Annotated in this window: 10 protein-coding genes; 5 read left to right on the top strand and 5 right to left on the bottom strand. The window is 61.3% G+C overall.

Annotation, left to right across the window (positions count from 1 at the left end):
• The first annotated feature begins 14 nt into the window (after positions 1-14).
• Positions 15-629 (top strand): Maf-like protein, encoded by a 615-nt coding sequence (locus tag FAY22_RS05775; protein ID WP_146329329.1) that lies wholly within the window; start codon positions 15-17, stop codon positions 627-629.
• A gap of 26 nt (positions 630-655) precedes the next feature.
• On the top strand, positions 656-1,408 hold the full coding sequence (locus FAY22_RS05770) for an SAM-dependent methyltransferase (protein ID WP_146329328.1): 753 nt from the start codon (positions 656-658) through the stop codon (positions 1,406-1,408).
• A 269-nt stretch (positions 1,409-1,677) separates the two neighbouring features.
• Here the strand turns inward: FAY22_RS05770 and FAY22_RS05765 are convergent, their stop codons facing one another.
• From FAY22_RS05765 to rluC, 4 genes are read right to left on the bottom strand one after another with little or no spacing between them, the layout of a single operon-like run.
• Positions 1,678-2,679, bottom strand: coding sequence for a S49 family peptidase (locus FAY22_RS05765; protein WP_146329327.1), 1,002 nt, complete (start codon positions 2,677-2,679; stop codon positions 1,678-1,680).
• Positions 2,680-2,711: 32 nt separating this feature from the next.
• Positions 2,712-3,083, bottom strand: coding sequence for a Rieske 2Fe-2S domain-containing protein (locus FAY22_RS05760; protein WP_146329326.1), 372 nt, complete (start codon positions 3,081-3,083; stop codon positions 2,712-2,714).
• A gap of 7 nt (positions 3,084-3,090) precedes the next feature.
• Positions 3,091-3,750: an HAD-IA family hydrolase gene (locus tag FAY22_RS05755; protein WP_146329325.1), complete on the bottom strand. Its 660-nt coding sequence runs from the start codon at positions 3,748-3,750 to the stop codon at positions 3,091-3,093.
• A gap of 51 nt (positions 3,751-3,801) precedes the next feature.
• Entirely contained in the window at positions 3,802-4,821 is a 1,020-nt protein-coding gene (gene rluC / locus FAY22_RS05750) for a 23S rRNA pseudouridine(955/2504/2580) synthase RluC (RefSeq protein WP_146333277.1), read from the bottom strand.
• Positions 4,822-5,368: 547 nt separating this feature from the next.
• Here rluC and FAY22_RS05745 point away from each other — a divergent pair.
• From FAY22_RS05745 to moaA, 3 genes are all read left to right on the top strand, one after another.
• The gene (locus FAY22_RS05745) at positions 5,369-8,215 is read left to right on the top strand and encodes an Rne/Rng family ribonuclease (RefSeq protein ID WP_146329324.1); all 2,847 of its coding nucleotides are present in this window, start codon (positions 5,369-5,371) and stop codon (positions 8,213-8,215) included.
• Between the two features lie 120 nt (positions 8,216-8,335).
• Entirely contained in the window at positions 8,336-9,679 is a 1,344-nt protein-coding gene (gene chrA, locus FAY22_RS05740) for a chromate efflux transporter (RefSeq protein ID WP_146329323.1), read from the top strand.
• 39 nt (positions 9,680-9,718) lie between these two features.
• A complete protein-coding gene (gene moaA, locus FAY22_RS05735; RefSeq protein WP_146329322.1) occupies positions 9,719-10,828 on the top strand; it encodes a GTP 3',8-cyclase MoaA in 1,110 nt (369 codons plus the stop codon).
• Between the two features lie 51 nt (positions 10,829-10,879).
• On the opposite strand, the gene FAY22_RS05730 is transcribed toward moaA, so the two are convergent.
• On the bottom strand, positions 10,880-12,880 hold the full coding sequence (locus tag FAY22_RS05730) for an acyl CoA:acetate/3-ketoacid CoA transferase (RefSeq protein ID WP_305778381.1): 2,001 nt from the start codon (positions 12,878-12,880) through the stop codon (positions 10,880-10,882).
• Between the last annotated feature and the right edge of the window lie 36 nt (positions 12,881-12,916).

Raw genomic sequence — 12,916 nt, 5'->3', positions numbered from 1 at the left:
AAAATAGTCCATCCATGCCATCGCCATCCGCTTTTCCCCGCCTGATTCTGGCGTCCAGCTCCAAATACCGGAAGGAACTGCTGAGCCGCCTGCACCTACCATTTGAAGTGTTGGTGCCGAACATTGACGAAACGCCCTACCCGAGAGAAACACCGGAACAGACCGCGATGCGCCTTGCATATGAGAAATCTCGCGCAGTCCTGATGCAGGCGCCGGAGGCAATCGTGATCGGCTCGGACCAGGTTGCAACCCTGGATGGCGAACAGATTGGCAAACCCGGATCACATGCGAACGCGCTAATGCAGCTGCGGAAGATGCGCGGCAAGCGCGTGGTTTTTCACACCGCGCTATGCGTATACGACGGGCGCAACCCGGATTCCACGCAAGCAGCGCAACTGGAAAATGTGCAGACCTTTGTCATGTTTCGCGACCTGCCCGATGAAGAACTGGAATCCTACCTGCGTATCGAGCGGCCTTACGATTGCGCTGGCAGCGCAAAAAACGAAGGACTCGGAATCGCGATCGTCGAAAGAATAGAAAGCACCGATCCGACAGCGCTCACCGGACTGCCGCTGATTGCGCTATGCACGATGCTGCGTCGTACCGGTGTGCCGTTTTTCTCCGCATAACAACCATCCCCTCCTAAAAGCGGACTATGCCCGGCATCCTGTACCTCATCCCCAACACACTCGGATCGACAACCTCCTTGGGGATCGATCCACTTGCTCACGTCATCCCGACCGAAGTGCAGGCCATTACTGCACGGCTCGACTATTTCATTGCCGAGAACGCAAAAACGACGCGCGCCTTTCTGAAACTGATCGCGGCACAGCACCCGCTGGCGAAGCCATTGCAGGAAATACGCATCGACGAATTGAACGTCAATACACCCGCACCTCAATTACCCACGCTGCTCGCTCCGATCAAGGCAGGACTGGATGGCGGCCTGATTTCGGAGGCCGGCGTTCCGGCCGTCGCCGACCCGGGCGCCAATCTGGTTCGCCTGGCGCACCAGCAGGGAATCCAGGTCAGACCTCTGGTCGGGCCCTCGTCGCTGCTGCTGGCAGTCATGGCCAGCGGCTTGAACGGCCAGAGCTTCGCATTCAACGGCTATCTTCCGACAGACGCCGCGCAACGGGCCAAGCGAATCAAGGCGCTTGAAGATCGGTCAAGACAGGAACGACAGACCCAACTGTTCATCGAAACCCCTTATCGCAATGCGACCTTGCTGGAGGCGCTGATCACGAACTGCAAGCCAGGCACATTGGTATGCACAGCAACCGACTTGAGCTTGTCGACAGAGATCATCACGACACAGGCGGCAGGCAAGTGGAAACAGGATTTAGCAGCAGGCAAGACACCTGATTTTCATAAGAGGCCGACCGTATTCCTGCTATTGGCCGAATAGCAATACACAAACGAGCAAAACGGCGGTATTGCGCCGCCGTTTTGCATGCCCAGATGGGCTATCCGAGAAGTCCGAGGCTTCTCAATCCCGCGCCCAAGACGCGGCAATGATCGTCCGGCCCGCAAGTCTTTCCTTTTGCATATTCTTATGCGTAACAAGGATCAAAACCGAAACCAGACAAAATCAGTATAAATCGCGAGATGAAAGTTTCAAGGCCGGAAAAGGCATTCCAGCCTCCAGTCACACCGCCCCGGCAGGAAAACGTCCTCTTACCGGAAAGTCGGCTTGGCAGAATGACTCCAGAATGCGCCCATCGCGGCACTGCCGACGGCGCCGCCAAATTTCTTCAGGAGCCGCTCGGACAAGCCTTCGCGCTGCGTGTAGTCGACGACGTCTTCCGCCTTGAGGACATCCCGCGCGACGGTATCCACCGTACCGAAACCATCCGCCAAACCCATGTCGACTGCCTGTGAGCCAATCCAAAACAATCCGGAAAAAGTTTCAGGAGTTTCCTTCAGGCGCTTGCCCCGTCCTTGGCGCACCACGTTGATGAATTGCTGGTGCACGGTATTGAGCATGTCTTGCGCGTAGTTCTTTTGCTTGGCGGTTTGCGGACTGAACGGGTCCAGGAATCCCTTGTTTTCGCCCGCCGTCATGAGGCGGCGCTCGACGCCGACCTTATCCATGAGTCCGGTGAATCCAAAGCCATCCATCAGCACCCCGATAGAGCCGACAATGCTCGCCTTGTTGACAAAAATCTTGTCGGCACCCGCCGCGATGTAGTAACCGCCAGAAGCGCAAACCTCGTCGACCACCACATACAAGGGCTTGCGCGGGTACTCCTTGCGCAGGCGGAGCATTTCATCGTTGATGATTCCCGCCTGGACCGGGCTGCCGCCCGGACTGTTGATGCGCAAGATGACGCCGACCGAGTTATCTTCCGAAAATGCGCGGTTCAGCGCCGGAATAACGGCGTCGGCAGCTCCCGAGGTGCCCGTTTCGATCGTGCCATCGATTTCGATGAGGGCAGTATGCAGCCCGACGATTTCCTCTTCCTGGTTGCTCAGGACGAAGGCCATCCACAGCCCGACGACAATGACACCAAGCGTCACAAATCGAAAAAAGACATTCCAGCGGCGGCGTGCGCGCTGCTCATTGAGCGTGGCGAATACCAGTTTCTCCAAGACCTCGCGCTCCCAGCCCTCTTTCCTTGCCGGGTCGTTCGCGGACGGCGGAACAGGACGATTTTCTTCAGAATTATTATCAATCATTGTGCAATACTCGAATGTGTGGATTTCAGCCTTTATGCTCTTGCCGGCTTGATATAGTCATCCGGCCTCCAGAATACCTGGTTATCTTTTTCAAACACCGCGATCGGCCGCAAGCGCCCGCCACGGCAGGGGCCACCCGCGCAGCGCCCGGTTTCCGGGATGTAGAGTGCCCCATGCGTTGAGCACATCAGATACAGCCCGCTCGACTCGAAAAAATCCCCTTCATTCCAGTCGAGTTCGATCGGCACGTGCGCACACCGATTCAGGTATCCGTACACCGCGTTGTCATACCGGACCACAAACCCGGTACTATCCTCGCCTCCCGCAGTGACGGGAAAGCGCACGCCCCTGCCCCCTTCGATCAAGTCGCCGGAGGCACAGATGGGAATGGCGATGTCATCCATATGGCAATCATGCATTTTCGTTCAGCCAGGCATGCAACTCGCCAACCGTCCCGGCCGCATACAGCGGATTCAAGGCCTGCAGTTCGGCTGCGGAATGGGCGCCGTAACGCACGGCCACGCTAGACGCGCCGGCATTGATCGCCATTTGCAAGTCGTGCGTAGTATCGCCGATCATCAGGGTGCGCCCGAGATCCTGGCCCAGTTCGCGCGTCAATTCCTGCAGCATGGCAGGATGAGGTTTAGAAAAGGTTTCATCGGCGCAGCGCGTGGCATCGAATACCGAAAGCAGATCGGCCACATCGAGCGCACGGTTGAGCCCGACACGGCTTTTCCCGGTCGCCACCGCCAGAAAGTACCCCTGCTGCGCCAGGTCAGCCAGCATTTCCCGCACCCCGTCAAACAGCGCCAGGTCGTGATCCCTGGACAAATAGTGGTAACGGTATCGCTCCACCATGTGCGGGTAATGTTTCGGGTCAAGTCCGGGCAAAACCGCCTCCATCGCGTCGTGCAAGCCCAATCCGATGACGTACGACGCTGCCTTCTTGTCCGGCACCGGTAGTCCGAGATCCTTGGCGGCGGCCTGGATACAGGCGACGATGGCGGCCGTGCTGTCCATCAAAGTGCCGTCCCAGTCGAACACGATTAAATCAAACTTCCTTCTTGCCATATATAGTCAATCAGCAATTGCTGCAAATTCATCGAAATTGTTGCGAAATTACTAAGACACAGCCTGCGCCATGGATTTACCCAGGCTGAGTAGGAATTTCTCGCATTCCGGCGGCAGCGCCGCCTTGAGCGTTACCGGATTACCGGTTTCCGGGTGCAGGAAGGTAATCTGATACGCATGCAGGAACATGCGCTTGAGCGCGACCCGCGATCCATCCGCCTTCTGCAATGCCTTGTTCAGGCCGAAGTCGCCATATTTGTCGTCGCCGGCGATCGGGAACCCCGATGACGCCAGGTGCACCCGGATCTGGTGAGTGCGTCCGGTTTTCAGTTCAGCTTCCAGCAAAGCAAATTCACCATAGCGCCTGATCAGGTTGAAGACGGTATGCGACGGCATCCCGTCAGACTGTACACGCACGCGGCGTTCACCTTCCGGTGTCGTGTATTTGAATAATGGCAGTTTTACATGCTGCCGGGAATTTTGCCAATCGCCATGCACCAAGGCGAGATATCGCTTGTCGAGCCGGCCTTCCCGGATCTGCTCATGCAGATTGGTTAGCGCGGAACGCTTTTTTGCCAGCAACAGGATACCTGACGTCTCGCGATCGAGGCGATGCACCAGCTCCAGGAATTTCGCCTCGGGCCGGGCGGCGCGCAATTGTTCGATCACGCCGTAGCTCACGCCCGATCCGCCATGCACCGCAACGCCGGCCGGTTTATCGATGACCAGTAGGTGCGGGTCTTCGAGCAATATACTGAACTCGGCACCCGGCACCACCTGGGCTGCCTTTTCAGCAATCCTTACCGGCGGCACACGGACTACATCTCCAACCGCAAGGCGGTACGTCTGGTCGACACGTCCCTTGTTGACCCTGACCTCGCCCGAGCGCAAGACACGATAAATATGGCTTTTGGGCACGCCTTTACAAATGCGTAAAAGAAAATTATCGATACGCTGCCCGGCTTCTTCGTCGGAAATGGTAACCAGTCGAACTTGCGGCAAGACTTGTGAGGATTGGTTACCTGGACCCGATTCGCTTCGCCCCTCAGAAAATCTCGCTAAGTCCTTCATTTTGAATATATAATTGTTTCGCATCGGTTACAAATCCGATGCGCGTGTAAGAATAAAAAGCACATTCTACACAGGGGCGTCTCCACCCGCCTCGCCAGATTGCAAAATCGATGGAAAGACGTGTATGCATCATCCACGCGCGAATCAGGGTTGCACCGCAGTTGCGATCGGATAGCGCGCATGGATGTTGGACAAGATTGCTTGAATTGTAAGGATACGTCCGGCAAGCACTTCCTTTTGAAGGATGCTTGCTGGTTGATGTGGTTGGCTCCTGTTTGCCGATTTCGTTGAACCCGATGTTTCGTTTGGCTCAAATAAGCTGCTCTTTGCCAGTCGCTGCGCCCGTCCCGGTCCGTGAACCGGTCGAGATGCGCGGCGAGGATGAAGCACGCCGTCGGCATCCGACTCAACCCCATCCGCGCCCCGTTGCGGCTGTTGCGCATTTCGCGCTCGCCGCACGCTAAGGCAGTTCCCTCCTCAAGCACTCCGACCTCGCGTACATCCCTGTACTTTAAAAAAGCTGGCCTTAAAGGCCACGGAGTAAAAAATGAAACGTATGTTGTTTAACGCTACGCAGCAGGAAGAGTTGCGCGTAGCCATTGTCGATGGGCAAAAACTCATCGACATCGACATCGAGACAAGCGGACGCGAGCAGCGCAAGTCCAATATCTACAAAGGTGTGATCACCCGCATCGAGCCGTCGCTGGAAGCCTGCTTCGTCAATTACGGCGAAGAGCGCCACGGCTTCCTGCCGTTCAAGGAAGTCGCGCGCAGCTACTTCAAGGAAGGCATCGACGTGCGCAATGCATCGATCAAGGATGCCCTGCGCGAAGGCCAGGAAATCATGGTCCAGGTCGAAAAGGAAGAGCGCGGCAACAAGGGCGCGGCGCTGACCTCCTTCATTTCGCTGGCGGGCCGCTACCTGGTCCTGATGCCGAACAATCCGCGCGGTGGTGGCGTGTCGCGCCGGGTGGAAGGCGAAGATCGGCAGGAACTGCGCGAAACGATGGACAAGCTCGATCTGCCGAACGGCATGTCGGTCATTGCCCGCACCGCCGGTATCGGCCGCAGCGTCGAGGAACTGCAGTGGGACCTGAACTACCTGATGCAATTGTGGCGCGCGATCGAAGGCGCCAGCACGTCCGCACCGGGTGCCTTCCTGATTTACCAGGAATCGTCGCTGGTGATCCGCGCGATCCGCGACTACTTCCAGCCTGATATCGGCGAGATCCTGATCGACACCGACGACATCTACGAACAGGCGCAGCAATTCATGACCCATGTGATGCCCGACATGGTGCACCGGGTCAAGCGCTACCGCGATGACGTGCCGCTGTTCTCGCGCTTTCAGATCGAACACCAGATCGAAACCGCCTATTCCCGCACGGTGCCTCTGCCTTCCGGCGGCGCCATCGTGATCGACCATACCGAAGCCCTCGTTTCGATCGACGTCAACTCGGCCCGCGCCACGCGCGGCAGCGATATCGAAACAACCGCGCTCCACACGAACCTCGAAGCTGCCGACGAAGTCGCGCGCCAGTTGCGCCTGCGCGACTTGGGCGGCCTGATCGTGATCGACTTCATCGACATGGAGAACGCGAAGAACCAGCGCGAAGTCGAAACCCGCCTGAAAGACGCGCTGCGCTACGACCGCGCCCGCGTCCAGATGGGCAAGATCTCCCGCTTCGGCCTGATGGAACTGTCGCGCCAGCGTCTGCGTCCATCGCTGTCCGAAGGCAGCCACGTGACCTGCCCGCGTTGCAACGGCACCGGCCATATTCGCGATACCGAATCGTCCGCATTGCAAGTCCTGCGCATCGTCCAGGAAGAGGCAATGAAGGAAAACTCCGCCGCCATCCACGTGCAGGCGCCGGTCGACGTCGCCGCATTCCTGCTGAACGAAAAGCGCGGCGAAATCCTGAAGATCGAAACGCGCCATCGCGTGACGATCATCCTGATTCCCAACAAGCATCTCGAGACTCCGCATTACAAGCTCGAGCGCATCAAGCACGACGATCCGCGTCTGGAAGAAGCACAGGCCAGCTATACGATGGCCGAGGAGGCTGATACCGACATCAGCTACGGCAAGCGCCAGAAGGAAGAAGCGCGCCCGCGCCAGGAAGCCGTGGTCAAGGGCATCACCCCGGATCAGCCGGCACCGATCGTCGAACGCAAGCCGGTGGAACCGGCACCCGCACCCGCCCCCGTGGTGCAGCCGGCGGAAGAAGGGTTCTTCAGCCGCATGTTCGGCTTCTTCCGCCGCAAGCCGGTCGCACCGGCACCGGCTCCGGCACCTGTGGTGGAAGAGAAACCGGCACAAGCCCGCAGCGACCGCGGCGACCGTAATGGCCGTAATCGCAATCGCGGCCGTGGCCGCGGCGGTCGGGAACGCGGCGATGAACGCGAAACGCCCCGTAGCGAAGGCCGCCAGGAAAATGTGAAGACGGCAGCAGTGCCTGCTGCGGAAACGGCGCAGCGTCCGCCGCGACCACCGCGCGAGCAACGCGAGCCGCGCGAACCTCGGGAGCAACGTGAGCCGCGCGAACAACGTGAAGCGCGCGAAGGCGGCGAACCGCGCCGCGAGCGCGCGGAGCGCCAGCCGCGCCAGCGGGAAGAACGCAAGGAAGCGCCTGCGGAGGAGCTACTGAATGTCGCAGCCGAACCGATCGCCCCCGTTGCGCCAGCCACGCTGACCGCAGTTTCCGACGTCGAAGCGCCCGAGGGCATCCCGGCAGCCGAAGACGGTACCGGCGAACAGGGTGAAGAGCGCCGCCGTCGCCGTCGTCGCGGCGGCCGCAACCGCAATCGCCGCGACCGTGAAAACGGCGAGGCAATCGAGGCTGGCGGCGAGCTGGAAGCCGCCGATGAAGCGCCTGCGGATGAAGCGAACGCGGCACAAGGTCAGGCACAGGCAGAAATCGCCGAAGCAGCGCCTGCGGCGGCACCCGTAGCCGCCGAGCCTGCAGCCCCGGCGCCGGCGCTTGCCGTAGCAATCGAGCCGGCCCCGGCGCCTGCCGAGGTCGCAGCCGTCGAAACGCCCGCCAAGGAAGCCGTCGTCGCCGAACAGGAAACTGCCATGCCGGCAGCCGCCGTTCCGGCCGAACCGGTTGCGGTTCCTGTTGCGGTAGCAGTCGAGCCGCAGCCGGTGCCGACGTCGGCCGCGCCCGTGGCCGAGCGTCAGCCCGAGCCGGCCGCGGCCGCGATGCCGCTGGACCATCTGCGCGGAATGCTGGCCGAGGCCGGCCTGACGCTGGCGGTCACCGACCCGGAGAAGCTGCGCGCAGCGCAGGAAGCAGCAGCGAAGATCGTTCCGGCGCCGCGCGTGCCGCGCGAACGCAAGCCGTTGCCGCCGCTGTCGACCGAGCCGCTGATCCAGGTCGAAACCCGTCGTTGACATCGGATCCCGGAATGCTGCAAGGCATTTCGGGGCAACCAACGGCAGTGAAAAAGGGAGCGCAAGCTCCCTTTTTCATTCCAAACAGCAATGCATTCCACTCCTCCGACAAAACAAGCCATGACTCCGACCTCGCTCCAGCGCCCTGCGCCAGTCGGCATCGGCGCCGCCTTCCGGTACTGGCTGAAGCTGGGCTTCATCAGCTTCGGCGGCCCGGCCGGGCAAATCGCGCTGATGCATGCCGATCTGGTGGAGCGGCGCCGCTGGATTTCCGAGCGCCGCTTCCTGCATGCGCTGAACTACTGCATGCTGCTGCCCGGTCCCGAAGCGACCCAGCTGGCGATCTACATCGGCTGGCTGATGCACCGCACCGTCGGCGGGATTATCGCGGGCAGCCTGTTCGTGCTGCCGTCGCTGCTGGTGCTGATCGCCCTGTCGTGGATCTATCTCGCATTCGGCGATGTGCCGCTGGTGGCGGGAGCGCTATATGGCGTCAAGCCGGCGGTGGTCGCGATCGTGCTGGCGGCGGCCTGGCGCATCGGATCGCGCACCTTGAAAGGCGCCTGGCTGGTAGCGCTGGCGGTGGCGGCCTTCGTCGCCATCGCGGCCCTGCACGTTCCGTTTCCGGCCATTGTGATCGCTGCCGCCGTGCTCGGCATGATCGGCGGCCGCATCGCGCCCGGACAGTTCGGCGCCCGCGCAAGCAATGCGGGCGCAAATGAGGCGTCGTTCGGCCCGGCGCTGATCGACGACGACACGCCGACGCCGCCCCATGCCCGATTCTCGTGGATGCGGCTGGCGGGAGTCGTCAGCGGCGGGATCGTGCTGTGTGGCATAGCGTGGGCCTTGCTTGCGATTCGTTACGGCGCCGCCGGTACTCTGGCACAAATGGGATGGTTCTTCAGCAAGGCGGCATTAATGACCTTCGGCGGCGCCTACGCGGTGTTGCCATACGTGTATCAGGGCGCGGTGGATTCCTACCACTGGCTGACGCCAGCGCAAATGGTCGATGGCCTGGCGCTGGGGGAAACGACGCCCGGCCCCTTGATCATGATCGTCGCGTACGTCGGCTTCGTCGGCGGCTGGAGCAAGGCCGTGTTCGGCGCCGACAGCCTGCTGCTGGCCGGCACCGCCGGCGCCTGCGTGGCGACCTTCTTCACCTTCCTGCCATCGTTCGTGTTCATCCTGGCCGGCGGTCCGCTGGTCGAATCCACGCGCGGCGACATCCGGCTGAGCGCGCCTTTGACGGCGATTTCGGCGGCGGTCGTCGGCGTCATCGTCAGCCTTGCCGTCTTTTTCGCCGAGCACGTGTTCCGCCTGGCCGGGGCTGTGCAAACCTGGGATTGGCCAGCGATCGTAATCGCCGCCGCTGCCGCGCTGGCATTGATGCGTTTCAAGGCGGGAACGATCAAGGTGATCGCTGCCTGTGCACTGGCAGGGCTCGTGGTATCTTATCTCCATTAAGCGCCGCCCCCTCCGGCGCCGGCATCTCCGCAATAGTCCATGGCAGAAAAATTCATTCCCGTTGCCGACCACCGCAATATCGTTCCCGTCGTCCCTTCCGTACCGGAAGCGCCGACCGGGCATCTCGCGGATACGCTCGCGCGGCCCTTGCAAGACTTGCGCATCTCGGTGACCGACCGCTGCAATTTCCGTTGCGTCTATTGCATGCCCAAGGAAGTGTTCGACAAGGACCATGCATTCCTGCCGCACTCGTCCCTGCTATCGTTCGAGGAAATCACACGTGTTGCGAAGATTTTCGTCGCGCACGGCGTGCGCAAGATCCGCCTGACCGGTGGCGAACCGCTGCTGCGCAAGAACATCGAGCACCTGGTCGAAATGCTGGCGGCGCTGCAGACGCCGGACGGCCAGGCGCTCGACCTGACGCTGACCACCAATGCCTCCCTGCTCGCCAGGAAGGCCCGGGCGCTGAAGCAGGCCGGTCTGCAGCGCGTGACCGTGTCGCTCGATTCGCTCGACGACGCAACTTTCAAGCGCATGAACGATGTCGACTTCCCGGTGTCGGCCGTGCTTGACGGCATAGCGGCGGCGCACGATGCGGGACTCGGCCCGATCAAGATCAATATGGTGGTCAAGAACGGCATGAATGATCAGGAAATCGTGCCGATGGCGCGCCACTTCAAGGGTTCGCCGTTCATCCTGCGCTTCATCGAGTACATGGACGTCGGCACCAGCAACGGCTGGAAAATGGATGAGGTGATTCCCTCGGCGGACGTGGTGAGCCGCATCAGCGCGGAAATGCCGCTGGAGCCGATCGATCCCAATTACGCCGGCGAAACCGCGCAGCGCTGGCGCTATGCCGACGGAAGCGGCGAAATCGGCGTCATTTCCAGCGTCACGCGCGCCTTTTGCCGCGATTGCACGCGCACGCGCCTGTCGACCGAGGGCAAGCTGTACACCTGCCTGTTCGCCACCCGTGGCCACGATTTGCGAGCCTTGCTGCGGGGCGGGCGCAGCGATGACGAGATCGCGGGCGCCGTTGCCCATCTGTGGCGCGCGCGCGCGGATCGTTATTCGGAGCTGCGCACGGCGCATACCGCCGTGCTGGCGCAGCCGGCCATGAAAGTGGAGATGTCCTATATCGGAGGGTAAGCGCCTGGCTTCTCTCTGCCGCACCATTTGTCGTCAGCGCCATCCAGGATGCTACCCTCCCAACTGCGACAATGCCTCCTCCGAACTCGCATACAGTCCGGGATCGGCCTGATGCCTGCGGAACGCCTTGCCGAAGTAGCTGCGCATGAATGCGCTGCTGGTGTAGCGCGTGACCCGGCTGTAATAGTTTTCGGTCAGCTCCTGCACCATATCGACATAGCCGTCCATCAGGTCCGGCAGGATGGAAAAGTTATCGTAATTCACCACGGCCGGCACTTTCCTATTTAAGGGCTTCAGCCGCTCTTCCACCGCGTTGCGTATCTCTTCGATGTCCGCGACGTTCTTCACCTCGTAGCCCTCGAAGTTCACGAAGAACAGGTTGCGCTTCGGGTCATAGGTGAGGCGCTGCGCCAGCGGCAGATACAGGATGTCGTTTCGCAATCCCATCGGCGCCGGCTGGAAGATGCGCTCGTCCATCAGCTTCAGTTGCGGGCTGATCACCGGCCGGAACCGCATCTGCGACAGCACGTCGCGTTCCAGGTCGATACCGGGCGCGACTTCGACCACTTCCAGTCCCGCCAGCACCAGCCGGAACACGCAGCGCTCGGTAATGTAAAGCACGCTCTGCCCGCGCTGCAGCGCGTATTCGCCGCTGAAGGTACGGTGTTCGACCTCGTCAACAAACTTGGGCGCGGAACCTTCGTGCCTGATCGCGAGCTTGCCGCTGGCAATTTCCACGTTCAGTTTGCCTGCGGTGAAGGTGCCGACGAACACCACCTTCTTTGCATTCTGGCTGATGTTGATGAAGCCGCCCACCCCCGCCAGGCGCGGACCGAATTTGCTCACGTTCAAGTTGCCGTGGCGGTCGGCCTGAGCCAGCCCGAGGAAAGCCACGTCCAGTCCGCCGCCGTCGTAAAAATCGAACTGGTAGGGCTGGTCGATGATCGCCTCGGCATTGGTGGCGGCGCCGAAGTTGAGGCCGCCAGCCGGTATGCCGCCGATGACGCCGGGCTCGGCGGTGAGCGTCACCAGGTCGAGGAGCTTTTCTTCCGCCGCCACGCTGGCCACGCCTTCCGGCATGCCGATGCCGAGGTTGACCACGTTGTTCGGCTTGATTTCGAGTAGCGCGCGCCGCGCGATGACTTTGCGCTCGCTCATTTCCATCGGCTTGATGGACGACACCGGAACACGGATTTCGCCGGCAAACGCAGGACTGTACGGCTCGATGAAGGTTTGCATGTGATATTCCGGCTTTTCCGCCACCACCACGCAATCGACCAGGATTCCGGGGATTTTCACCTGGCGCGGATTGAGCGAGCCGGCCTCGGCGATGCGCTCCACCTGCGCGATCACGATGCCGCCAGAATTGTGCGCCGCCATGGCGATCGCCAGCGCTTCCAGCGTCAGCGCCTCCTTTTCCATCGTCACGTTGCCGTCGGGGTCGGCGGTGGTGCCGCGGATGATGCCGACGTTGATCGGCAGCGCCTTGTAGAACAGGTATTCCTTGCCGCCGACCGTCATCAGCTCGACCAGGTCTTCGGTGGTGGCCGCATTGATCTTGCCGCCGCCGAAACGCGGATCGACGAAGGTGCCGAGCCCCACTTCGGTCAGCAGCCCCGGCTTGCCGGCGGCGATGTCGCGGAACAGGTGGGTGATCACGCCTTGTGGCAGGTTGTAGGCTTCGATCTTGTTGGCGATCGCGAGCTGCTGCAGGCGCGGCACCAAGCCCCAGTGGCCGCCGATGACGCGCCGCACCAGCCCTTCATGCCCGAGATGGTTGAGCCCGCGCTCCTTGCCGTCGCCCTGGCCTGCCGCATAGATGAGCGTGAGATCGCAGGGCGTGCCCTTGCCCAGCAATTCCTCCTCGCTCTCAAGGAAGCGCTTTTCCAGCGCAACGGCGATGTTCTCGGCAAAGCCGATGCCGACGAAGCCGCCGGTCGCGACGGTGTCGCCGCTGTGAATCAGGCGTACCGCTTCGGCGGCGCTAACAATCTTGTGGCGGTGCAGATGGCGCGACGCGCCCACGATCTGCGCCAGGACGGGATGGGCCACGATTCCTCCTTCATCATGTGGCGCACCGCCGACGTC

This window comes from Noviherbaspirillum sp. UKPF54, assembly GCF_007874125.1.
Taxonomy (GTDB): domain Bacteria; phylum Pseudomonadota; class Gammaproteobacteria; order Burkholderiales; family Burkholderiaceae_D; genus Noviherbaspirillum.
The sequence above is the reverse complement of the archived record's forward strand: the minus strand, read 5'-3'. Positions and strand labels throughout refer to the sequence as shown.

Excerpts from the sequence above, each read along its gene's own strand:
- FAY22_RS05775 (WP_146329329.1), top strand. The coding sequence starts at position 15 with ATGCCATCGCCATCCGCTTTTCCCCGCCTGATTCTGGCGTCCAGCTCC.
- FAY22_RS05770 (WP_146329328.1), top strand. The coding sequence starts at position 656 with ATGCCCGGCATCCTGTACCTCATCCCCAACACACTCGGATCGACAACC.
- FAY22_RS05765 (WP_146329327.1), bottom strand. The coding sequence starts at position 2,679 with ATGATTGATAATAATTCTGAAGAAAATCGTCCTGTTCCGCCGTCCGCG.
- FAY22_RS05760 (WP_146329326.1), bottom strand. The coding sequence starts at position 3,083 with ATGGATGACATCGCCATTCCCATCTGTGCCTCCGGCGACTTGATCGAA.
- FAY22_RS05755 (WP_146329325.1), bottom strand. The coding sequence starts at position 3,750 with ATGGCAAGAAGGAAGTTTGATTTAATCGTGTTCGACTGGGACGGCACT.
- rluC (WP_146333277.1), bottom strand. The coding sequence starts at position 4,821 with ATGAAGGACTTAGCGAGATTTTCTGAGGGGCGAAGCGAATCGGGTCCA.
- FAY22_RS05745 (WP_146329324.1), top strand. The coding sequence starts at position 5,369 with ATGAAACGTATGTTGTTTAACGCTACGCAGCAGGAAGAGTTGCGCGTA.
- chrA (WP_146329323.1), top strand. The coding sequence starts at position 8,336 with ATGACTCCGACCTCGCTCCAGCGCCCTGCGCCAGTCGGCATCGGCGCC.
- moaA (WP_146329322.1), top strand. The coding sequence starts at position 9,719 with ATGGCAGAAAAATTCATTCCCGTTGCCGACCACCGCAATATCGTTCCC.